Annotated in this window: 24 protein-coding genes and 1 pseudogene; 22 read left to right on the top strand and 3 right to left on the bottom strand. The window is 36.6% G+C overall.

The window, feature by feature from the left end; genetic code table 11:
* Positions 1-56: 56 nt before the first annotated feature.
* From CXM95_RS19205 to CXM95_RS14055, 3 genes are read left to right on the top strand one after another with little or no spacing between them, the layout of a single operon-like run.
* Positions 57-332: a hypothetical protein gene (locus tag CXM95_RS19205; RefSeq protein ID WP_442778492.1), complete on the top strand. Its 276-nt coding sequence runs from the start codon at positions 57-59 to the stop codon at positions 330-332.
* A 5-nt stretch (positions 333-337) separates the two neighbouring features.
* Positions 338-1,339: a bifunctional lytic transglycosylase/C40 family peptidase gene (locus CXM95_RS14060; RefSeq protein ID WP_101699597.1), complete on the top strand. Its 1,002-nt coding sequence runs from the start codon at positions 338-340 to the stop codon at positions 1,337-1,339.
* Positions 1,340-1,357: 18 nt separating this feature from the next.
* Entirely contained in the window at positions 1,358-2,266 is a 909-nt protein-coding gene (locus CXM95_RS14055) for a conjugal transfer protein (RefSeq protein WP_101699292.1), read from the top strand.
* Between the two features lie 85 nt (positions 2,267-2,351).
* Here the strand turns inward: CXM95_RS14055 and CXM95_RS14050 are convergent, their stop codons facing one another.
* Positions 2,352-3,791: a helix-turn-helix domain-containing protein gene (locus CXM95_RS14050; RefSeq protein ID WP_101699291.1), complete on the bottom strand. Its 1,440-nt coding sequence runs from the start codon at positions 3,789-3,791 to the stop codon at positions 2,352-2,354.
* 123 nt (positions 3,792-3,914) lie between these two features.
* Here CXM95_RS14050 and CXM95_RS14045 point away from each other — a divergent pair, with 123 nt between their 5' ends.
* The 10 genes from CXM95_RS14045 (at position 3,915) to CXM95_RS14000 (ending at position 11,811) form a co-directional block, all read left to right on the top strand.
* Positions 3,915-6,275: a bacterial Ig-like domain-containing protein gene (locus CXM95_RS14045; protein ID WP_101699290.1), complete on the top strand. Its 2,361-nt coding sequence runs from the start codon at positions 3,915-3,917 to the stop codon at positions 6,273-6,275.
* On the top strand, positions 6,275-6,649 hold the full coding sequence (locus CXM95_RS14040) for an LPXTG cell wall anchor domain-containing protein (RefSeq protein WP_101699289.1): 375 nt from the start codon (positions 6,275-6,277) through the stop codon (positions 6,647-6,649). The genes CXM95_RS14045 and CXM95_RS14040 overlap by 1 nt, the downstream gene beginning before the upstream one ends.
* A complete protein-coding gene (locus CXM95_RS14035; protein ID WP_101699288.1) occupies positions 6,636-7,124 on the top strand; it encodes a hypothetical protein in 489 nt (162 codons plus the stop codon). Before CXM95_RS14040 ends, CXM95_RS14035 begins: the two co-directional genes overlap by 14 nt.
* Positions 7,125-7,135: 11 nt before the next feature.
* Complete coding sequence (locus CXM95_RS14030; protein WP_101699287.1) at positions 7,136-7,624, top strand: hypothetical protein; 489 nt, start codon at positions 7,136-7,138, stop codon at positions 7,622-7,624.
* 53 nt (positions 7,625-7,677) lie between these two features.
* Positions 7,678-8,658 carry a DUF916 domain-containing protein gene (locus CXM95_RS14025; protein ID WP_101699286.1) on the top strand — a complete coding sequence of 327 codons (981 nt, stop codon included), beginning with the start codon at positions 7,678-7,680 and terminating at the stop codon, positions 8,656-8,658.
* A gap of 233 nt (positions 8,659-8,891) precedes the next feature.
* A complete protein-coding gene (locus CXM95_RS14020; protein WP_101699285.1) occupies positions 8,892-9,353 on the top strand; it encodes a hypothetical protein in 462 nt (153 codons plus the stop codon).
* A gap of 57 nt (positions 9,354-9,410) precedes the next feature.
* The gene (locus tag CXM95_RS14015) at positions 9,411-9,812 is read left to right on the top strand and encodes a sigma-70 family RNA polymerase sigma factor (protein WP_101699284.1); all 402 of its coding nucleotides are present in this window, start codon (positions 9,411-9,413) and stop codon (positions 9,810-9,812) included.
* A 1-nt stretch (position 9,813) separates the two neighbouring features.
* A complete protein-coding gene (locus CXM95_RS14010; protein WP_324847112.1) occupies positions 9,814-10,029 on the top strand; it encodes a helix-turn-helix domain-containing protein in 216 nt (71 codons plus the stop codon).
* A gap of 377 nt (positions 10,030-10,406) precedes the next feature.
* Entirely contained in the window at positions 10,407-10,610 is a 204-nt protein-coding gene (locus tag CXM95_RS14005) for a DUF3173 family protein (RefSeq protein ID WP_101699282.1), read from the top strand.
* Between the two features lie 49 nt (positions 10,611-10,659).
* Positions 10,660-11,811 carry a site-specific integrase gene (locus CXM95_RS14000; protein ID WP_101699281.1) on the top strand — a complete coding sequence of 384 codons (1,152 nt, stop codon included), beginning with the start codon at positions 10,660-10,662 and terminating at the stop codon, positions 11,809-11,811.
* Positions 11,812-12,045: 234 nt separating this feature from the next.
* Here CXM95_RS14000 and CXM95_RS13995 read toward each other — a convergent pair whose 3' ends face one another.
* Positions 12,046-12,492, bottom strand: a complete 447-nt coding sequence (locus CXM95_RS13995) for a MerR family transcriptional regulator (RefSeq protein WP_016612709.1) — start codon at positions 12,490-12,492, stop codon at positions 12,046-12,048.
* Positions 12,493-12,745: 253 nt separating this feature from the next.
* On the opposite strand from CXM95_RS13995, the gene CXM95_RS13990 reads away from it, so the two are divergent.
* From CXM95_RS13990 to CXM95_RS13970, 6 genes are all read left to right on the top strand, one after another.
* Entirely contained in the window at positions 12,746-13,753 is a 1,008-nt protein-coding gene (locus CXM95_RS13990; RefSeq protein ID WP_101699280.1) for an aldo/keto reductase, read from the top strand.
* A gap of 171 nt (positions 13,754-13,924) precedes the next feature.
* Positions 13,925-14,218 (top strand): zeta toxin family protein, encoded by a 294-nt coding sequence (locus CXM95_RS13985; RefSeq protein ID WP_231472762.1) that lies wholly within the window; start codon positions 13,925-13,927, stop codon positions 14,216-14,218.
* Positions 14,211-14,378, top strand: coding sequence for a hypothetical protein (locus CXM95_RS18880; RefSeq protein WP_005234163.1), 168 nt, complete (start codon positions 14,211-14,213; stop codon positions 14,376-14,378). The genes CXM95_RS13985 and CXM95_RS18880 overlap by 8 nt, the downstream gene beginning before the upstream one ends.
* Positions 14,379-14,787: 409 nt before the next feature.
* Positions 14,788-16,554: a 1-deoxy-D-xylulose-5-phosphate synthase gene (locus tag CXM95_RS13980; RefSeq protein ID WP_101699279.1), complete on the top strand. Its 1,767-nt coding sequence runs from the start codon at positions 14,788-14,790 to the stop codon at positions 16,552-16,554.
* 290 nt (positions 16,555-16,844) lie between these two features.
* A complete protein-coding gene (locus CXM95_RS13975) occupies positions 16,845-18,023 on the top strand; it encodes an MFS transporter (RefSeq protein WP_086297915.1) in 1,179 nt (392 codons plus the stop codon).
* A gap of 125 nt (positions 18,024-18,148) precedes the next feature.
* Positions 18,149-19,036, top strand: a complete 888-nt coding sequence (locus CXM95_RS13970; protein WP_008380734.1) for a MurR/RpiR family transcriptional regulator — start codon at positions 18,149-18,151, stop codon at positions 19,034-19,036.
* Positions 19,037-19,071: 35 nt separating this feature from the next.
* Here CXM95_RS13970 and CXM95_RS13965 read toward each other — a convergent pair whose 3' ends face one another.
* Positions 19,072-19,893: an MBL fold metallo-hydrolase gene (locus CXM95_RS13965; protein WP_086372327.1), complete on the bottom strand. Its 822-nt coding sequence runs from the start codon at positions 19,891-19,893 to the stop codon at positions 19,072-19,074.
* A 98-nt stretch (positions 19,894-19,991) separates the two neighbouring features.
* Here CXM95_RS13965 and CXM95_RS18875 point away from each other — a divergent pair, with 98 nt between their 5' ends.
* The 3 genes and pseudogenes from CXM95_RS18875 to CXM95_RS13955 all read left to right on the top strand — a co-directional run bounded on the left by CXM95_RS18875 (position 19,992) and on the right by CXM95_RS13955 (position 23,652).
* Positions 19,992-20,147 carry a hypothetical protein gene (locus tag CXM95_RS18875; protein ID WP_008380736.1) on the top strand — a complete coding sequence of 52 codons (156 nt, stop codon included), beginning with the start codon at positions 19,992-19,994 and terminating at the stop codon, positions 20,145-20,147.
* A gap of 213 nt (positions 20,148-20,360) precedes the next feature.
* Positions 20,361-22,216 (top strand): annotated as a pseudogene (locus CXM95_RS13960) (beta-glucoside-specific PTS transporter subunit IIABC).
* An 11-nt stretch (positions 22,217-22,227) separates the two neighbouring features.
* Positions 22,228-23,652, top strand: a complete 1,425-nt coding sequence (locus tag CXM95_RS13955; protein WP_086297909.1) for a 6-phospho-beta-glucosidase — start codon at positions 22,228-22,230, stop codon at positions 23,650-23,652.
* Positions 23,653-23,684 lie beyond the last annotated feature (32 nt).

Genomic DNA, 23,684 nt, shown 5'->3' with positions numbered 1-23,684 from the left:
GAACGACTGAAAAAAAACGTCAGCATAGACAAACAATTGCACAAAAACGATTAGAAATGGAACAAGTAAAAACAAATCGTAAAACTAGTTCACCTAAAACTCAAAATAAAACAAATTCAAAAACGCCAGATCATCAACGCCCGCTTACAAAATATACTATCAAGCCTTATTCAAAATCTGAAATAATGAATGCATTGACTACACCAATCAACCGTGAAAATAAACCAGTTAAAAATAAGAATCCTCACCCTAAACAATCAAAAGATAATCAAGCCCCTAGGAACACGACACAGGAAAGAAGGCAACCCAAAAATCGAGGTTCTAAAAAATGAAGCTAATGAAACTAAAGTTTACTCTACTACTTGGTAGTTTATTTATGATCCTATTTGGCTTAATTTTTTGCGTCACCCTTTTTTTCTCAGATGATGACAGTAGTGCTCAAGACTCTTCTGATATAGGTGGATTGTCTGTTTCAAAGGAAGTTCTTTCTCATAAGAATACCGTTGAGAAATACTGCAAGGAATATGATATCTCAAAATATGTTCGCTATATTCTTGCGATTATGCAAGTAGAATCTGGTGGGAAAGGACAAGATGTGATGCAAAGTAGTGAGTCTTTAGGACTTCCTCCAAATACTTTATCTACTGAAGAATCAATTAAACAAGGCTGTAAGTACTTTAGCGAACTTTTGAAATCTTCCAATGCCTTAGGCTGTGATATTGATTCAGTCATTCAATCCTATAATTATGGCGGTGGCTTTCTTCAATACGTTGCTACTCATGGAAAGAAGTATTCTTATGAGCTAGCAGAAAACTTCTCAAAAGAAAAATCAGGTGGTACTAAAGTGAGTTATCCCAATCCAATTGCCCTCCCTATTAATGGTGGATGGCGATACAACTATGGAAATCAATTTTATGTGAAATTAGTTTCTCAATATCTAACAGTGACTGAATTTGATAATAAAACTGTCCAAGCAATCATGGATGAAGCGTTGAAGTATCAGGGCTATCCTTACGTCTTTGGTGGAGCCAGCCCTGAGACAAGTTTTGATTGTAGCGGATTAACGTTATGGTGTTTTGGAAAAGCAGGTATAACCCTTCCTAGAATCGCTCAAGCACAGTATGACGCCACACAACATATTCCATTAACTGAAGCAAAAGCTGGGGACTTAGTTTTCTTCCACTCAACCTACGATACATCAGATTATGTGACACATGTTGGCATCGTCGTATCTCCAACTCAAATGTATCACGCAGGAGATCCAATTGGTTATGGTGACCTTACCTCATCCTATTGGCAACAACATCTGATTGGTGCAGGAAGAATCATTACTAAATAAAAGAAAGGAATCACATTCATGAAAATCAAACTAGAGAGAAAAGAAAAAAGAAACAAAGTTAAAAAAGTTCCTACAATAAAAGTAGGAACGCACAAAAAAACGACAACGGCACTATGGATTTTACTTCTAACAAGTATTGCTTTTGGAGTCTATAAAAACTTTACAGCCATCGATCAACATACAACGCATGAAAAAGAAGTCATTGAACAACGAGTCATTGATACCAATAAAATCGAAAGCTTCAGTCGAAACTTCATTACGGCTTTCTATTCTTGGGAACATAATCAAAAAGCATTAGATCAACGAACTGAAAAATTAAAAGATTATCTTACAGAAGAGTTACAAGTCCTAAATGCAGATATGGTGAGGACTGATATTCCTACAAATTCTACAGTTGAATCCATTCAGTTTTGGGATATTGAGTCAATTGATAAGAACAACTTTGATGTATTATTTACTGTGAGACAAATGATTACTGAACAGGATAAAAAGCAAACGATTGATTCTGATTATAGTCTTACTATTCATTTGGATGATAAAGAAAATATGGTCATTGTTAAAAATCCAACTGCTAATTCTATTCCTGTTAAATCAAACTATAAACCAACAGCTAGTGATAGCGATGGAACAGTGAATGACAAGACTACAGAAGAAATAGACTCATTTTTAAAAACATTCTTTAAACTTTATCCCAAGGCCAATGAAAAAGAACTGTCTTACTATGTTAAGGATAGTTCATTAAAGGCTACGAATAAGAAATATGAGTTTTTAGAGGTATCATCTTCTAACTATTATCGGAGTAAGGGGAAAATTTCTGTTGAAGTTTCAGTAAAATATCTTGATTCCTTAACAAAAACAACACAGACTTTTCAATATAAGCTTTTTTTAGAAAAAGTAGAAAATTGGATAATTACTAGTAAAATCTAATATCCTGACCTTTTTTAGATTTATAAATGAGCATTTTCTTTAGGGTTATACAACCTTTAAAAAGAAGGATAAGTACACTTTTTCATTAAGGAATTAACTTATTTTGAGTGATTTCTTTGTAAATTACTCCAAGATCAATCCAGTCCGATAGACTGGGGTAGATAGGTAAGCAGAGAACTTTAATTTCCGAAATATCTATCCCAGGAACATTAGTTATTATTAAATCATATTTTTTATTATATAAATGATGTGGTGAATGTAAGAAGTGTATTGATTCTTTTTGAATAATACAATGATGATGTAAGTGAGTGGAAATATCAGCTTCTAACATATCAATATGTTCAATATCTGTGTCATAAATTAATGCGATAGTAATTTTAGTTTTATTTTGTTCGATGTAATTGATCAATTCCTTCCAATGGGTAACTAATATATAGGTAAAAGAGTTAATAGAATGTTCCTCAATGTTTTTAAAATAACTATTAAACTGATTTTGAATGAATAAAATTAAATTGGAATGATTGTGACTCATTTGTTTGACGAATAAGTCGTATTTATCATAAAGAATAAAGGGTTTTCCGAAATTCAAGTTGTAAACTGTACACAAATCAAGTAGTAACTTCTCCATATTAGCAGGATGATTAATTGAAAAAGCAGAACATACATTGTTAATTACATTATTGAAATTTTCGTAAACAATTTTCAACTCAATATTTTGTTCAATTTCAAGAAGTAATTTATCGTAGGTAGTAAATAGAAGTTTTTCTTGTAAAATTTTTAATGCAGAGTAGAGATTAAAAAAATTTGAGTTAGGGAAAAAGAGATATTTGATTTGACGCTCTAAAAGGATATCTAATTTAGGAGTATTCTTGCTTTTTTGCAATATTCCACTATTTTTTTTTAAGTAGAAGTGAACTAAAATGATGACAGTTGCTTTATCTAAATCTGGTTCATTTATTTCTATGTTTCGCACCTGTGCATATAATGTAATGGCTTTTTTTATTAATGAGTATTCATTTCTTTTGAAAGCTTCACTTTTTTGTAAATAGGCATCATAGATATAATGAGTTATAAAATTTTGAATAGCATTAGATTCTCCAACTAATCGTAATGTCGTTAAACTAAGTGAAAAATTTTCTGTAGATAATGCATCGTTTATTTTTTTTAATTTTCTTTTTAAAGTAGATTTGCTGATAAATAAAGTTTTTTCTAATTTTGATAAACTAATTTTAGGTTCAAAGAAACATAATTCAATGATTTTAAATTCCAAACTGTTTTGAAGAATAGTTGAGTAAATATATCGAATTGAATAATTATGAGGAATTTTTAATTCTATAAAATTATTATTATTTAAGATGCTAATTGGGGAATATTTGGAGTTTATTGTGAGTAAACAACTTCTAATTGTGCGCGTATCTATAGAAAGAGTTTCGGATAATAATGAGACATCTGTGTGTGTATTTTTAAATAAATATTCTAAAATTTGTAATTCCAAATAATCTTTTTTAGATAATATGCTTTTCATATAATCCCCTCTCGCATGTAGTATAAATAATTATTAACATAGGAAGATTAAAAATACAACAGAAATTCACTAGGCGTATATCGTCCACGCATTTTGTTATTCTGTCCTAGGAGGTTATGTTATATGAAAAAATACGCTATCTTTTTAATTAGCAATGTTGTATTGGCAACTTTGACGCCTACAATGCCAAATAGCCCGTTTCAACCAGATGAAAATACAAAAACAATAGACACAAATGTCTCAGTTTCAAATGAATCAAATATACATTTAAAAAGAGATTCTATTGATAATATTCAGTCTGAATCAGATACTAGAGAACAAATGAATAATTCTAATAAAAATGAATTTGTTGAATCGGTCTCGACTTTGCCTGAAGTAGACAGCCAGAAGACAGATTTATCAGCATCGAACTTTGCAGATCAGTCGGAAATAGATGTAAATGATCCAAATAATGAACTTGAAACTGGAGAAATAGCAAGTAAATCACGTGGAGATAAATGGGTTTCGCCAAAATATGAAAGTGATGTAGAAGAGGCGTTAATAGAAAAATCAAAAAAAGAATTGGGTAATATCGTTAGAGAGGGATTGAAAAAATTAACAAATGTTGAAGTAGGATACCTAAAAGGTAATTATGTAGATATTGACATAGGTAAAGCATACGTAGCAAAAAAGGTTGATTATACATTTGTTAAAGCCTATAAAATCTTAGAATCCATAATGCCTACTCAGGAAATTACTGTAATTGGGGCAGGCTATGATCAAACTACAGTATCTATTCCTGTTGGAACAGAAGGGATGTCGTCTAATGGGGCTTTGAAATTCAAGGTGATATCTAATCAAAAAATAAGAGTAGAAAGAGTTAGAAACCAAAATGTTTCTGATACTGAAAAGTTACCTATGTATGTACCTCTAAATTCTCAAGGGACATTTTATTATCAATCAGCTATGGAAGACATAATATCAATAGGTCCTCAACAGGTTCCAATATTTGTTGATGTAAAAGATAATAGATATAGCCATCCGTTGGAAAATAAAATGGTTAATTTATACTACGAAAGATTAGAAGAAAATTGGCAGCTGAATAAAGGTGACATCAATATACTTGATCATATCTCACTGGAAGATTCACCAGAAGTTCAAGCGACACCTAAAAAAATTAGTTTTGATATGCCGACTAAAGCGCCATCTACACCAGAAGAATATGTTACTAGTTCAAACACAATGACTGGTGGTACATTAACTTATACATGGATTGATAAATTGGATGTGAATGCTAAGAATGATCAAAGTATCCGAGTAAAAGTAGTTGATCAATTGGATGATTATAAACATGAGGCTACTACTACACTTAAATTTAAAGCTAATCCAGATAAAACGAGCGTAGTAGTTAAAGATTCATCTTTATATCAAGGACAGATATATAATCCAGAAGCTGATAATTTTGTAAGTGCCACAGATGTTAATGGGAATCCTTTAAAATGGAATGATCCAAACTTGAAAGTATCTGGAGATACAGTAGATATGAAGGTTCCAAAAATTTACAATCAGATATTGACTTACACTTATTCACTGAATGGCGAAACAAAAACAAAGACATCAAATTATAAAGTAGAAGTAAAAGCAGATAAATCAAGTATTACTACAAAAGATATTATTATTTATACTGGACAAAATTGGACTAGAAAAGACAATTTTGTCAGTGCGACAGATGAAGATGGTAAAGATGTCCCATGGTCAGATAGTCGTATTGATACCAATGGCACGGAAGTAAATACTAACGATCCCAATGAGTACACTTTTAAGTACACCTTTAAAGGAAAAGTTAAAAATTCAGATTCATCATTTAAAGTTACAATCAAAGAGGATAAAACAAGTATAGATGCAAAGAATCTTACTTATTTTGTTGGTGACAAATATAATCCTGAAGATGCTTTTAAAAGTGCGACAGATAAAGATGGGAATTCCTTAGACTTTGCTGAATCTATGTGTTGGCCATTAGACTCTAATAAACCAGTAGATACAAGTAAACCTGGTAGATACAATGTTTGGTATGGTTTAAAAAACGCTTCAGGTAAAACAGTAAAGTGGAACAAGTATGTTGATGTAAAAGAAAAAGAATTATCATTATCAGTACCTAAAGAATCTTCTTTTGGTCATGCCGTACTTGGTAAAATAAAAAAACTTTATTGGGATAAAAAATCAGAAGTATCGATAAAAAATGAGGGCAATAGAAAATGGGATCTCACGGCTAAGCTGACTGGAAGTTCTAATCAAGATTTTACTAATTATTTAAAATATAAAGATCAATCCTTTAAAGAAGGCTCAGTCCTGATTGATTCTGGATCATCTAGTAAAAATATTACGAATGATCTGACAGAAGATAAATTTATCTATGTTGATTATTCATCTATTAAATCAATTAGAAAAGATAAAGCGATATTAGAATGGACATTGAGCCCGTCTACTAAGGGGGTTGAAGAATAATGAAAAAAATGAGTGCCATCACATTTTTAATGATGTGTACCTTATTATTTTTTGGCAATATATCAACTGCCTATGCTGAAGAAGTTCATTCAAAAGTGACGGGTACATTGGTTCAACCAGATGAAACCACAGATACGGATGAACTAGGTGCCAATACCTTAAAGCCACCTTCGAAAAATGATTTAGAGGATAATAATCAGTCTGAATCAGAGGTTAAAAAAGATAATTATTCAAAAGGATATTTATTTTCAAAGCTACCTCAAACAGGAGAAACAATTAAATGGGGAATTTCTATTGTGGGAATACTATTAGTTGTTGTTTCCTTGTTAGTGATCCTGATGAAAAGAAGGAGGAATAATAATGAAAATAAATAAATTAGTCACTATTATGCTTCTTGGTATCATCGGTAGCTTTAATCAAACACTTGTTAGTCATGCGGAATCAAATGTCACATCTACAGTTAGTGGAGAAATTATTTCTGGTGAATTTTCTATGTCTGTACCAAATGATGTGAGTTTTTCTACAAAATTAAGTGGACAAAAACAGTCTATTCAAATTGATGACATCCAAACAAGTGTCACAGATTATAGAGGGATTGATAATGGCTGGCAAGTGATTGTTAAGTCACCTAATTTCAATCAATATCAGCAACATTATCAACTGAAGATAAATAATCAGTTTATTTCAGATAATAGTGTGATTGTATATAAGAATGATAAACAATCACTCATAAAAGATTTATCATTATCAACAAGTGTTGAACTCTCAGCTGATGCAAAAGCTGGTTCATATGGTGGAGATCTAGAATGGAATCTGCAACCGAATATAAAAAATAAGATACAGGAATAGGAGAGAAAGAAATGAAAAAAGTAATAGTAAGCGCAGTATTATGTGGTGGAGTTTTAATGGGAATGACAAGTGGATTAACCGCTCAAGCAGCAGATCAATTAGATGGTAGCACAACAATTGGGGCAGATGTAACAAAAGGAGATATCACATTAAAAGTGGATACGGAAACAGATTTTGGTTCACAACCATTAAGTGATGTTGTTGACTTTGGTTCAAAAGATATTAGTTATACAGTGACAGATTATACGGGTACAACCAATGGATTTGAATTAAGCGCAAAAGTAATGGACGCAGATGAAAAGCGTTCATTACAAATTGGGGATAAAGAATTATCTGAAACAGCTCAACCAGTTGTAACAGAAACTAATAATGTTGTAGGGGAAAATACGAAAACAGTATCATCAGTACTTAAGTATACTGGTATTGAAAAAGTTCAAAAGTATACATCAAATATTGAATGGAATTTAACTAAATCAACAACAAAACAAATTTCAGAATAAAAATAAAGAAAAGAGAGAAAAGTTCTCTCTTTTTTATTAGAAAGGAATAAATAATGATAAAAAAAATAGCCACAACGTTAACTTTACTCATATTAAGCTTGATTTCAATTAGTTCAGTGTATGCGGATGATAAACTATCTAGTTATTCAGTGTCGCCTCAATACTCAACGCATCAATCTAAAGGTGTTGAAAACTTTTTTGATATTAAATGGACACCCTCAAGTAAAGAAAACTTTTCCGTTAAAATTACAAATAATACGGATGAAGAACAAACATATAAAATCGAAGTAAATAAAGCACGAACTAATAAAAATGGGATAGTAGATTACTCAGACGATACTCCTGAAGCCAATGAGGCTAAGTATAAATTAACTGAAATGATTGATATTTCTAAAGAAGTTAAAGTACCCGCAAATAGTAGTGAGAATGTAAGTGGAAGTCTAACATTTCCAAAAGAAGATTTTAATGGACTTTTAATGGCAGGCATTCATGTGTCAGAAAAGAAAACAAAAGATAGTGAATCTAATGTCTCTAATTCGGTGGCATACAATATTCCTTTTGTTATTAGAGGAAATGAAGACAAAAGACCAGATCCAGTCTTAAATCTGAAAAAAGTAACTGTGGAAAAATTTACCAGTGATACCTATAGTGTAGATGCTTTATTAGAAAATAAAGGCCCAAACTTAATGAAAGAAGTAATGTTTCATTCTAATGTAATGAATGAACAAGGCCAAACTGTCTTTAGCCAAGAAAGTCAGCTTGATATTACTCCAGAAACAGAGTTTGTTTATCCAGTTACGTTACCTGAGACTATAAAATCTGGGGAATATACTTTAGTGTTAAGTGTAAAACGTGATGATTCAAATAATTGGGAATTTTCTAAAGAATTTGAAATAACTAAACAAGATGAGAAAAATATCAAACAAGTTAACCCGTATAAACAGAGTTATTTAAAAACGTATGGATTCGTATTTGCAATTGTTTCAATATTTTTAATAGCTGTAGTTGTTTATTTACTAAAAAATAAAAAGTGATTATTGATGCATTCAAATTCTCCATCTCATAAAAATAATAATAAAGGTAGATTTATTGGTTAAGTATTATGTTTTTGTGATTCGATATACGATTCTAGTTAGTTAAAAAAATTATTAATACTATATTTTAATTAGAAGAATAATCAGGGGAAGAATTTTACAGATTCTTCCCTATTTTTGTGTCATTTTTGAGAACAAAATTGTTGGTATTTAATAGAAAGGAGTGACGTTAGATGGATAATGCTTCTGAGAAAAAATATATCTACCAACAAATGCACTTGATTATTGAAGAAAGGAGGGAATTAACAAAATTATACTTTCATTTGAAGGAAAGACTATCTTCACTAGACAAATTAGTAGATTGTAAAGAAATAAAAAAGACTAATACACTAATGGTAAAAAGAGAGGGAAATATATTAAGCAAAGAAAGTAATTATCAACAGTATATTCTCTCAAAGAAGTCATCAAAAAATATCCCTTATCAAAAAATAGCGTTGACGATATCATCTATTCTAAAAGGTTCTGGGCGCCCATTATCTAATAAAGAGATACACACCATCTTAAAAAATGAAAATCGGATTCAAATTGGGTATAAAAATTTGACAATGAATATTTTGCCTAAGATGAATAATGATTCAACGATGAATATTGAAAGAGCATATCGAGGCTATTGGCAATATAGACTAAATTCATAGTAAAATTATCCTTCTTTCGGAACCTTTCTTATTTAATTTTAAGGAAGTGGAATTACTATGGCATTTCAGGATGAAAAAATAGAAGCTCAGTTAACAAAATATTTTAGCAAAGTTATTTGTAATGCAGCTTCCAATTATTATAGGAAAAAATTTCGTTATGCTGAAAAAGAATACATTTCTGATACTATCTTGGAAAACATGGAAGGGACTGTTTCGCTTGAAGAGGACATCATTCAGTCAATAATGATAAACGAGTCTGAAATGAATATTTTTTCTTATGATAGCATAAGTGATCTTGCATCAGTATTAAATGAAAGGGAAAAGGAGCTTCTCATTGAAAAATTTGTTTTTGAAAAAACAGATCAAGAAATCGGGGTGTTATTTGGAATTAGCCGACAAGGTGTTACAAATATGAAACTTCGTCTATACAAAAAGTTAAAGGAAATATTATCTGATTAAAATGACAAACATAAAGTTAGGAGTGTTTAAAATGTCACTGAAAAAACTATGCTTAGACTGTCAGAGTGGAGATACATTTGCTTTAGAAATTTTGGTATTGAGGTTCCATCCCTTATTGATTAAAGTTTCAATAAAGTATGGAGCGTTTGATGAAGATTGCTATCAAGAATGTGCAATTGCTGTAATAAAATCAATTAATAAATTCCAAATCAGGTGACAGACAAAGAGAGAATTTACAAAATATGTAAATTCTTTTCTTATTTGTGTCATTTTAAAAAGAAGTTTTGTTGTTATTAGTGTAAGAAAATAATTGGTCTTTGAAAAGTGAATAGATTTGTTAGGGACGTTTAATTCTAAAGTGAGCTTTGATTTATTCTACGCCATGATCATCCGGGAGCGATTAGTGAATAGAACAAGATATTGGAAGTGCTACAATAGCTGCGATGACTTTTAGAATGATAATGATACTTCTGTAAAGCTCGGCATAAACTTGCGGAGAGGTGAAATTCCTATGTACCTTTAGCACAAGGTAACCTAACAAAAAGAAAAATGTAACAAGTTATTATGTAACTAAAGCAACATAAGGAGTAAAATATGGCAAAAGATTTTGAAATAATGATAAGTCGATTTGATTTGATTCATATAGGATTTAAACCTCATCAAGCGAGTGTCATGATAAGAGAAGCAAAAGAGCATCTATCAACTGTTGAGGGAATAAGCTTTTATTCTAATCGTCAGGTAGGCGTTGTTCCTGCGAGGATCATTGAGAAATTATTTGATATACAAATAATTAAGTAAGTATTATACTGGATTTAGGCTTATTCTCCGTCTATTGTGAGGAGAATATATGGGTAAACCAACTAATATTTATAAAGATAAAAAAACAAACAAATGGTTCTATCGTGCTTATTTAGGTAAGGATGAAAATGGTAAGAAGATTCAAAAGACAAAGCGAGGTTTTGCAACGCAAAGAGAAGCGAAGCAGGCGTATGATAAGTGTATGTACACACATTTATATCTTAAGCCAGTTAATTTAGCGAGTAAGCTTACTTTTGAAGAGTTTTATCGTGTTCGATTTGTCAGATGGTATGAAAAACAAGTCAAGCGTCAAACATATGAAAATGCACAATTTTTATTTGAAAAGAAGTTATGCTATTTTTATACGATGCGATTAAGAGATATTCAGGGTCAAGATATTGAAGATTGGATGCATGAACTGAGTCAGACGGCTACACGTCATTCTCGTGGGAAAGACGAGATTTCAACACTATCTAAATCCTATATTAATCGCATATTTGGACACTTGAAAATTGTTTTAAATCGAGCAGTTAAAGAAGGGCTTCTCGAAAGAAATCCTGTAGAAGCTGTTTCGCTATTTCCAAAAGAAAACAAGAAAGTAGAATTTTGGGAAGTGGAGGAATTTAAGCAAGTAATGGCTGTTATTCCTAATTCTTCTATCCAATCTCAACACAGAAAAATAATCTATGAGATGCTCTTCTACACAGGAGTACGAATTGGAGAATTACAAGCTCTGACCTGGGAAAATGTAAACTTTGAAAAAAATCAAATTACGATTGAGCAAACTTTAATTTACCAGACAAAAAATGATTGGTATTTATCTACACCAAAATCGAATAAAGCATATCGGACGATTGGTATCGGCTCAAATCTTTCTGCAAAGTTAGTGCAGTGGAAAAAACTTCAAGAAATGGTTGGAAACTTTGAGTATATGGCTCAATTAGATGGAAGCTTCACACCACCTTATTCATTTGCAAATTGGTTGAAGGACTATGCGAAACAGGCAGGGATTAAACCAATTAAGTTACATTCTTTGAGACATTCTCATGTGGCGCTGTTAGTTGAAAAAAATATTCAACCATTGATGATTCAAGAACGTTTGGGACATGCGAATATCCAAATTACATTAGGAACATATGGACATTTATATGCTAAAGCGGATGACCGAGTGGTGGAAGCTATTGACACGTTATTTGGTTAAACTATTCTACCAGCGTTCTACCAGTGAAGTTGGAAACATTTATATATCAATGTTTAGAAGCTTTTATTTAGGGTTTAAGATGTATCGGAAATAAGCAAACTGCCATTAAGCAGGGAATGAATCCTGTTTAATGGCAGTTTTTTAGTAATGAATAGTCTATTTCAGCACTATACGAATATAATCATCAAAAAATTAAGTGTCTATTGATCCAAATCATTGGTAAAATATCTTCATTCAAGTTCTATTCCGCAATACTGCTTCCTCCTCCCAAGTTGCCGGATTCAATGGATCGTTAGAAGCTGTTTTCTGGTTGATGAGCTCTTGATAGGTATTGCTTTTCTTTTCTAAATAAGCGACTCGTTTTTGCGCTTCTGTAAGTTTAACGAGCGCTTTTTCTTTTTGCGATTGAATGATGTCGGCTCTTTCTTTGATCGTCGAATCGCCAAGGAGGCAAAGCGAAATATAATGCTTAATGGCTTCTAAAGACATGCCTGTTTCGCGCAAATTCTTGATACCAGTTAACCAATTGATGGAAGTCTGATTAAAAACCCGTCTGTTGTTTTTGTCCCTGATCAAACTAGGAACCAAACCCATATCGGTATAATAGCGAATCGTGTGTTCAGACAATTCAGTGATCGTGGCTGCTTCTTTGATAGAGTAAATGTTGGTCACGCCTTTCATAATTTGCTGAAGTCAAGCAAGTCGTTTGAACGTATTAGTAAAAACTGTTGTAGATCATTTTCTTTTTATATCGCGTATTATAGCACAGATAATTTTGTGGAGAAAAGTAGCTTCCTATTTGAGAGCCTCAAAAAGACAAAAGGTGGAAGAAAAATGATTGTTAGAAACTCCTTGACTTCGAGTGACTCGAAGATGCTAAAGTTTAGCTAGCTTAACGAGTGCATAAGGTATCGATGAAGGAGGGAATTGTAATATGAAGAATAGAAAAATCAGAAGTTTAGCAGTTTCGCCAATCGGAATGGGGTGTATGGGGTTTTCTCACGGATATGGAAAGGTGCCAGAAGAAAAAGAGAGTATTGCATCTATTCGCAAAGCTTACGAATTTGGCTGTACATTTTTTGATACAGCAGAAGCTTATGGAAAAGAAATGTTTTATTCTGGACATAATGAGGAGTTGGTGGGTAAAGCACTGTCGCCTTTTCGAAACAAAGTTGTTCTTGCCACCAAGTATCATCTCGACGAAAAAGAAGTGAATGAAAGCACAACTCTTTACACAGCCATCCGTAACCATTTGATTGCTTCAATGGAAAAATTGCGCACCGATTATGTTGATCTCTATTATCTTCATCGAATCAATGAACAGCTTTCTTTAGAAGAAATAGCTGAGGTGATGGGACGATTGATCAAAGAAGGTATGATCAGAGAATGGGGACTCTCACAAGTTTCCGTGGAGACACTTGCTAAAGCACATGGGATTACCCCCGTTGGTGCTGTGCAAAATCTCTATTCAATGGTTGAGCTTGATTGTGAGCGAGAGATTTTCCCCTATTGTCTTGAGAACGAGATCGCCGTCGTTCCTTTTTCACCAATCGCTAGTGGGTTTTTATCTGGAAAAGTCACACCAGATACATCCTTTGAAGGGGATGATGTTCGCAAATTCGTCCCTCAGCTGGCTAAAGAAAACCTCGTAGCCAATCAACCGATTTTAAATATGCTAGCAGAAGTCGCTCAAGCAAAGCAGTCGACAAATGCCCAAATTTCATTGGCGTGGATGCTTCACAAGTACCCGAATGCAGTGCCGATTCCTGGATCAAAAAATCGAGGCAGGATTTTGGAAAATCTAGCTGCTTGGGATGTACAGCTTACAGATACCGAGTTTCAAGTAATTGAAAACCAATTGAATCAAATACCTGTATATGGCCATCGAGGACATGTCGAATCACAACAACAATCTTTCGGAAAACAGTGGGACAAACACTAAATAAAGAAAAAGTTGGAAAAGCAGACTGCATGACAAATGTAGTCTGTTTTTTTGCGTATAGTTCATTAACAGAAATTTTTGCCATCTTACTTCTCGCAATAAATGATTCTTGTTTCACCCACTAAAAAAGCTGATCAAAATATTGCGCGATGCTTAAAAAAGAATTATGATGTGCTTATCTATTATATCTATCAAGATCCTTTTATTGCTTGGAATTATACGAAGCAACGTGAAAAAATAGAAGGACGCTTTGTTCCTAAAGAACATTTTATAAATGCTTTTTTTCAATCAAGATATAACTTGATTAAAATGAAGGAATTGTATAAAGAAAATGTGACCGTTAATATTTTTATAAAAGATTTTCAAAATCGCCATTCTCATACGTTGATGGCAGTTGACAATGTATCGTTCGCTTTGCCATTAACATACACAAAGGAAGAATTGGAGGAGAAGCTCAATGACTGAGAAAGAAAAAGTAGAAACAATCATGATAAAATATCATCGAAACTTCTCGATCTTACAGAAAAAGGCAACGCCTAGCGAATTGAAAACAGTTTTAAACTTTGTTGCAGAAGAATCGAACCGTAAACAGCGAGTGCTTGTTGGCTTAGAGAAAGAAGAATAAGTGGTCAATGAAAAAATTTAGGTTTCTTAAGAATGACCATTGAACAAGTAAAATCCGAGATAAGAAGCAAGCGCTTCTTATCTTTTTTTTGTATCATTATGGCGGGCATGCAGTAAAGATAGGATCAAAATAGAATAAATTCACAAAAAGTGCTTGACCTAAAGTGAACTCTAGGTGGTATCTTTTTAGATAGAAGAAATGAGCAGCGATTGTTGAAACTCAAAAAAATCACGATTTCCCTTTAGGATAACTTGCTATTTCTAGGTTTGACAGGAATTCTAAAAAGAGCGTCTAGCTCCGATGGCCACGTTTTTCATTCTAGAGAACGATCCACTCATTTCGATTTCGTGTCTTTTTCCTTGTGAGTAAACGCACGAATCATTCGAATATTTTTACAGGAGGTACGTACATGTTATTAGAAAAAATCAAAAGCCCCAAAGCGTTAAAAGAATTGACCAGTGGGCAACTTCAAGAACTGGTAGTAGAAGCACGAACTGCTTTATTGGAAAAAATCAGTCACCATGGGGGGCACAATGGCCCCAATCTGGGGATGGTTGAGATGACGATTGCGTTGCATAAAGTCTTTGATTCCCCCACAGATAAGCTGATTTTTGATGTGTCCCATCAGACCTATATCCATAAAATGCTGACAGGACGCGTCCATGCCTTTCTTGATGCTGCGCAGTATGGTGCGGTTTCTGGTTACACGAATCCGAAAGAAAGCGAGCACGATCTCTTTACGGTCGGACATACCTCCACGTCAGTTTCGCTGGCAAATGGTGTGGCGAAAGCCCGTGACCTAAAAAATGAAACGTATAACGTCGTTGCCGTGATTGGTGATGGTTCTCTATCAGGCGGGTTAGCGTTTGAAGGCTTGAACAATATCGTGGAATTAGGCACCAATACCATCGTGGTCCTCAACGACAATGACCAATCGATCGCAGAAAACCATGGGGGGATGTATCAGAATTTGCGAGCATTGCGGGAAACAAAGGGGCAAGCAGCAGACAATCTGTTCAAAGCGATTGGTTTTGAGTACCACTATTTGGATGAAGGAAATGACCTCGCTGCATTGATTGCTTTATTTGAAAAAGTGAAAGATGTTGATCATCCTGTTTTATTACACATTCATACGATCAAAGGCAAAGGCTTCAAGTTTGCGGAAGAAAATCGTGAAAAGTTTCATGCAGGCGGTCCCTTTCATTTAGAAACCGGCGAATATATTTCTACTGGCGGCAATCAAGTAACGTACAATAGCTTAACGACGGATTATTTATTAGAAAAAATGGCGTCAGATCCTAAAGTCGTGGCAGTAAACGCTGGTACACCGATGCTGCTTTTTTCTCCGGAACAAAGAGAAAAAGCAGGCAAACAATTTGTAGATGTAGGTATTGCAGAAGAACATGCGGTATCGATGGTTGCTGGGTTAGCAAAAAATGGAGCAAAACCTGTCTGGGCCGTTTTTTCTACCTTTATGCAACGTAGTTTTGATCAAATTTCCCATGATTTGGCCTTAAATCATCTGCCTGGAACGATTCTGGTATATGGTGCATCGATTCACGGCATGAATGACGAGAGCCATTTGGGAATTTTTGATATTCCATTTTTGGCACATATTCCCAACCTTATTTATCTTGCGCCAACCTCTAAAGAAGAATATCTGGCAATGTTGGATTGGTCGCTGGAACAAACCAACGCACCAGTTGCGATCCGGGTACCGGTTGGACCTGTCAACGAAATGGCAGTGACAGTCTCTACTGACTACAGTGATCAAAAAAATGAAGTGACTCAAGCTGGCACGCAGGTAGCCATCGTCGGTGTTGGGAACTTTTATGCGCTAGCGGAAGAGATCGCAGAACAATTGAAAATGCAACATGGAATTACGCCAACGGTGATCAATCCTAAGTTTATTTCAGGGGTCGACAAAGAGTTGTTGGATGCTGTGGCACGATCGCACAAACTCGTTGTCACGTTGGAAGATGGCATACGAGAGGGTGGCTATGGACAAATGATTGCCAGCTACCTGGGTGATCGTGAGATTGTCGTCAAAAACTATGGCTTAGAAAAGAAATTTTATGATAATTACCGGGCAGCGGACGTTTTATCTGAACTTGGTATCACCGTTGAGACAATTACGAAAGACATTATGGAACAGTTACAGCAATCAATTCACTAAAGCATTCTGAGTAGTTACAGTCGATTTATGAAAAGCAGAAAACCTTGCAGAAAACATACTGCAAGGTTTCTTTTTTTTAGACAAACATAAATGAGTTCCAGCAATCGCCATAGAAACCTAGCAAAATACAGAAGACCAATGCTTTTCAAGCATAAAGCCCAAGCGCGTTAAGCATTGGTCAACGAGGACAATCTAGCGAATAATAAGGTAGTGAAAGGATCACTTTGTCATCTTGGGCTATTGGCTTCAGAGACAAGGAAGAAAAGGTGTTTTTAAGGAAAGGGGTAATTATGAAATTTTTTTCTATGAAGTTGTTGGCACTGCTGTCGGTGGCAATGGTTGTCTATTCGGCACCGGCGATTTCTGCCAATGTCCCAGCGATTGCGGCAAGCTTCCCAGAAGTTGATGCGGTCTACATTGGGTTACTGACCACGATTCCATCATTGTTTCTTTTACTGGGAATTTTTACTACCAGCATGATCGAAAAAAGGATCGGCAAAAAATACACAATGGTCACCGGCTTGGTCATTGTGGCGGTTTTTGGCACGCTGCCGGCATGGTATCAGGGGAGCTTTCCCGTCTTGTTTCTTTCTCGAGGGATTCTTGGCTTCGGGATCGGCTTATTCAATCGTTTGGCGATTCAAATGATTAGTTTGCTGTTTCAAAATGAGCCGCAAAAGAAAGCCAAAGCTCTTGGATTAGAAAGTGCCGTCGGTGGTTTAGGTGGTATCTTTATGACTTTGCTGGTTGGGCAGCTAGTGAAAATCAGTTGGGAAATGTCCTTCTTGGTTTATGGCTTTGCCCTGATCAGTCTCTTCTTTGTCCAGCTGTTTATTCCAAACGAAACACAGGCTGTGACTAATGAGACGTTATTGGCGAACGTCACGGTTTCAAAAGAACGGAAACAGCGATCATTCGTTCTGGGTGTGCTCTTGTTTCTAATCGTTGTCTTATTTATTAATTACAATTTACAGATCACACCATTGTTATTGGAAAAAGGAATCGGGGACGCCACTGAAGGCAGTAACATGATTGCCGCCATTGCGACGGGAGCATTTATCGCCGGCAATGCCTTTGGCTTGATATACAGTCGCCTACATCGCTGGTTGCTGCCCATTGCGGCATTGCTTGCAGGAAGCAGCATCTATTTGACTTATGCATTGCAGACAGTGGGGCTACTCTTGGGTTGTTCTTTATTATTAGGCTTTGCCTTTCGCAGCATCATGCCTTTTTTCACCCACTTGCTGACGACTGGTGGTGAAGCAGAAGCTAAGTTTGGCACGATCGTCTCGATCGTTGCTTACAATTTAGGGGTCACGCTCGCACCCTATGCATCACGCTTGCTGATACTAGTCAGCGGCAATGAAACAGCAGGGATGCAGATGATCTTATCAGGGGGCATGCTATGTCTGATTGGTATGATCGCCCTTTTGGGAAATAAATTCTTTTTGTATTTTGAACGAGGGTAGGCATACGCTGGCGTGCTCCACGCTTTTCTGTCTTCAATTCATCACTTTCAGTGCTTTTAGATAGAAAGAAACGTGAATGAATGGGACGTGTAAAACTAACAGCAGCAATCAGAAGGGAGAACCAGATGTATCTTTTTCAAAAAATTGAAGAAGCAGCGTTTAAACAAAATGATGCAAGAAGGACGATCGGTGATTTTTTACTAGGCAATCGGGAAAAAGTCAGTGAGTATACTATGGAAGAAATCGCAAAACTGACCCATACCTCAAAGCCGACGTTAGTCCGTTTTGCAAAATATTTTGGCTTTTCCGGTTGGAAAGAATTTGTGTATGCCTTCGTGCATGAACTGGCACACTTTGATGATGGCTCAGCAACGATCGATGTGAATATCCCTTTTGGTGAGGCGGCAGACACATTAGAAATCATTGAAAACTTGGCGAACTTGCGCATGCAGACGATTAAAGAAACAGCGGCACTTATGACGGTAAAAGACCTGAATCAAGCCGCTCGACTCATCAATGGCGCTCAAAACGTTGTCATCTATGGGCGTAGTCCAAATTCGTATTTCGGGCAGCTGTTTAAACGCAACTTAAACACGATTCATAAAAAAGCCTTTGTTGCGGATACGGACGAAGCGGGCTTGATTTCCCAAACGCTGACCCCGCAGGATTGTGCCATTCTTATCTCTTATTCTGGCAATAATTCAGAGACCTATCCTATGAAAAATGTGAAAACATTGCTGAAAAATGGTGTGCCAATTATCAGTCTTACGAGTGGTGGGGACAACTATTTGCGGGACTATTCGACGATCGTCTTGACGATTGCTAGCCGAGAAAAACTATATTCTAAAATCGGAAATTTTTCCACAGAAGAATCGATTCAATTCCTTTTGACGGTTTTGTTTGCTCAGATTTTTTCCCTCGATTATCAGGAGAATATCCAAATGAAAATCAGCAACGCTCGTTATTTAGAAACGAGTCGAAGAACGACGTTTAAAGAGATGGCAGAAGAATAAAAGGACCACACCAAAAACGGTGTGGTCCTTTTTCCCTATTCTAAATTGTTGGAAGTGGTTGATTTCAATTCGATCGGCTCACCGGCAGCAACTAGACGAATCCGTTTCGGATTGACGATCCGATCGTACAAAGCTTCAGGGTCCCCATTAAAAGCATCGATATACGGAGCATCCACTGTTCCCCAATGGGAGAGGATCAATTCAGCATGAGGATAGGTATTTGCCAGTTTCACGGCGTTCTCAAAGCCGATATGCCAAGCGTTGTCGTTAAAGTCAAATAAGATCGCATCTGGTTGAGGCATCTCTAATTGTTCTGGTAAAAGACGAGAATCGCCAGGAATCCACAAGGAACCATCCGGAGTATCGATCCAAAAGCCGCAATAGTCCTCAATTTGGAAGACACGGTCAAATTTTGTCGTCTCATTTTGCCAAAGGTGATACGCCTTTGTTAAAGAAATCTCCAAATTTTTAACGGTGAATGAATCATAGATTTCGTGACCTTGGGCAGCAACTTGAAAGTGCTCTTGCATAAGTTCGGCAACATATTTGGGTCCATGGAAGCTATCGGTAACCGGGACTAATTTTTCAATCGTCGGAATGCCGTAGTGATCATTATCTGAATGGGTGATCAATACCGCATCTAAGTGAGGGACTGCCGCCGGTTTGATTGGCAGATCGATCAGTAACGGCAGGTCAAATCCTTCTAAGACCGGATCGACCATGATACATGTACCACGGCTGTTTAGAAGAATACCGGAGTTTCCTAACCAGCGAATGATCGTTTGATCTGTTTTTTGAAAAGCTTCTTCATGAAAGAAAATCGTTTTTGGGGGTATTGCTTGTTTCGCGTTTGTCATGTTTCTTCGTTCCCTTCGCCTGTTTTTTATAAATCCAACCTAGAATAGCCGTTCATAACAGGCTAGACCAAATCGTTGATTCAGTAAGGATTGCTTCAATGGTTGGGGGAAGAAGCAGTGGTTTGATCCGTTGTTGCGGGATCATCGGGGCGCTCTTTTTCGGTTGGTGGGTCCATTACGTTGAAAAAGCCTATTATGATCGCGATAAATCAAAAGTAACACAATCATCTAGTAAATTATATCATTGTTTCTAGTGGCTTCGTCAAGGCGATGTTTGGTCTTTTAATGGAATGGATTTCGAAAAAAGAGCGGTTTTTAATGAAAAGATGAAATCCATTTCGTCTTTAGGAAAATATATTGGAAACGCTCTCTATAAATGGTACATTGCTGGCAGAAAGAACAGTATGTTATACCGGTAAGCACATACAACATAGATTTTCTTTGAAATTTATTTAGGGGTGGAATGTATGAGTGAAAATTATCAATCATTAGCAAAAAAAATCGTCCAGTATCTGGGGGGACAAGAAAATATCACGGATGCCTATCACTGTCAAACCCGATTGCGCTTTAAAGTCAATGAAGAAAAGCGTATAGATCAAGGAGAACTAGAGGCGCTCGATGGGGTTGCCAAATACATCAATAACGCAGGGGTACATCAAGTCGTGATCGGAACACATGTCAAAGATGTCTATGAAGAAGTCACAAAATTGGTTTCGCTTCAATCATCAGGGGCGTCGGAACCTGGGGAGAAAAAAGGACCAGCAGCTGCAGTGATCGATTTTGTGGCAGGAACGTTTCAACCAATTATTCCCGCACTGTCCGGTGCCGGAATGGTTAAGGCAGTTTTGGCTTTATTGATCGTTTTTGATGTGATCACGGCTGATTCGCAAACCTATTACATGCTGAATCTTTTTGCAGATGGTGTTTTCTTCTTCTTACCAATGATCCTGGCCTTCACTGTGGCACAAAAATTGCGATGCAATCCGATTTTAGCGGCTTCAGTGGCTGCTATGATGATGCATCCTAATTAGGGTGCCTTGGTCACAGCAGGCGAACCCGTTCACTTTTTTGGGGTTATTCCTTTTACATTAGCAAATTATACGGGATCAGTCATTCCAATCCTGATCGTGATTTTTTTCCAATCGTATGTCGAAAAGTTTTTGAACAAAGTGATTCCAAAATCAGTGGAGCTGGTTTTTGTTCCGATGCTAACATTCTTGATAATGGGTACATTAGCCTTCTCGCTATTTGGACCGATCGGTAGTATCTTGGGTGGTTATTTGGCAACATTCTTTACCTTCTTAAGTGTCCATGCTAGCTGGGTTCCAGCGGTTTTGATTGGGGGCTTTTTGCCAATCATGGTGATGTTTGGATTGCACAATGGGATTGCTCCTTTAGGGGTGATGCAAATGGCAGAACTTGGGTATGACAGTATTTTTGGTCCAGGGGCATTGGTCTCAAACATTGCTCAAGCAACCGCAGTAGCAGTTGTCGCATTGCGTACGAAAGAAAAAAAACTAAGCAGTTGGCGGTATCAGGGGCAATCACTGCCTACATGGGGATTACCGAACCCGCTTTATATGGCATCAATTTGCCCAAAAAATATCCGTTGGTTGCGGCAATGATTGGTGGGGCTTCTGGTGGTTTGTATGCTGGCTTGACCAATACGCATCGCTTTGCGACCGGTTCGTCTGGTCTCCCAGCAGTCTTACTATATATCGGTGATGATACGATGCGCTATTTTTGGAACATCATTATCGCATTGGTGATTGCAGCTGTGGTGAGTGGGGCCGTTACCTATGTCTTAAGTTTCAAATATGAAACAAAAGTGACAATTGATGTTCCGGAGATGAAAGCAGTAGTACTAGAAGATACCGGCTTGATCAATCCTGTACCGGGAATCGTGATTCCGTTGAATCAAGTCAAAGATGACGCATTTGCTTCTGAAGCACTCGGAAAAGGATTTGCGGTCGATGAACCCATCGGTGAAGTCATTGCGCCTTTTGATGGAAAAGTCGCTGCTGTTTTTCCTACCAAACACGCGATTGGCTTGGTTTCAGACACCGGAATCGAATTGTTGATCCATGTCGGTTTAGACACAGTGGAACTAAATGGTCAGTATTTTGATGCTTTAGTAGAAGCAGAGCAAAAAGTTACAAAAGGGCAGCGATTGCTGACGTTTGATGTACCGCAGATAAAAGCTGCAGGATATGTCACACAAGTACCGATCATCGTTACCAATACACCACAATATACCGCAGTCGAACGTGTGAAAGAAGGTTTGGTAGCTAAAGAAGAGGAAGTACTTGTAGTCAAAGTTTAGGAGGAAATAACATGGGATTATCAGATGATTTTTTATGGGGCGGTGCAACGGCTGCCAATCAAGCAGAAGGTGGTGTATTAGCAGGAGGACGTGGCTTATCAAATGTCGACCTCTTACCAACTGGTCCTGATCGCGCAAAGGTCGCTGCGGGTGAACTGGAAATGTTGGAATGGCAGGAAGATTCTTTTTATCCAGCCCAAACGGCCATTGATATGTACCACCATTATATGGAAGATATTGCCCTTTTTGCCGAAATGGGGTTTAACGTGTATCGGATGTCACTTTCTTGGTCACGGATTTTTCCGAATGGCAATGACGAAGCGCCCAACGAAGAAGGACTGCTTTTTTATGAGAAAATCTTCAAAGAATTGAGAAAACATCAAATCGAGCCATTAGTCACGATTGCCCACTTCGATGTTCCGCTGCATTTGATCAAGGAATTTGGTGGCTGGAAAAATCGCCGACTCATTGATTTCTATGTGACTTATGCGGAAACCGTCTTCCAACGCTATCGCGGGTTGGTCAAATATTGGCTGACGATCAATGAAATCAATATTTTGCTGCATCAGCCCTTTGTAGGTGGCGGGATCGTCTTTAAAGAAGGGGACAATCGTCAAGAAATCAAATACCAAGCAGCGCATCATCAGTTAGTCGCCAGTGCCTTAGCAACCCAAAAGGCTCATGAAATCGATCCGACCAATCAAGTTGGTTGTATGCTGGCTGGTGGCAGTCATTATCCTTATACTTGCCGACCTGAAGATTACCAAGAAGCAATCGATCGTGATCGCGAAGGCTATTTCTTTATCGATGTGCAAGCCCGAGGCAAATACCCCAATTATGCCTTGAAAAAATTTGAGCGAGAAGGCTTAACAATCAAAATAACACCTGAGGACGAGGCGATTTTAGCGGCTTCTCCTGTTGATTTTGTCAGTTTTTCTTATTACTGTTCGCGAACGGTCAGTGCCCACCCAGAAGACTATGCGCAAGCGACAGGGAATCTCTTTCCATCAATTAAAAATGAACATCTATCATCGACTGAGTGGGGGTGGCAGATTGATCCGTTAGGACTGAGAAATTCATTGAATCAATTGTATGATCGCTATCAAAAACCGTTGTTTATCGTAGAAAATGGGTTAGGGGCGATCGATACCCCTGATGAGAATGGGTTTGTCGCAGACGATTATCGGATCGACTATTTAAAAAAACATATTCAAGCCTTCAAAGATGCAGTGACGATCGATGGCGTGGAACTACTTGGTTATACTACTTGGGGTTGTATTGATCTTGTAGCAGCCAGCACCGGTCAAATGAGTAAACGCTACGGCTTTATCTACGTGGATCGAGACGATCAAGGCAACGGCACCTTGAAACGAACCAAGAAAAAATCCTTTGAGTGGTATAAAAAAGTGATCGCTTCAAATGGGGAAGTTTTATAGCATACAAAAAGAATGACACATTTCCTCGTGTC

The organism is Enterococcus sp. CR-Ec1, from assembly GCF_002850555.1.
Taxonomy (GTDB): domain Bacteria; phylum Bacillota; class Bacilli; order Lactobacillales; family Enterococcaceae; genus Enterococcus_D; species Enterococcus_D entomosocium.
This window is presented reverse-complemented; position numbering and strand designations above follow the sequence as displayed.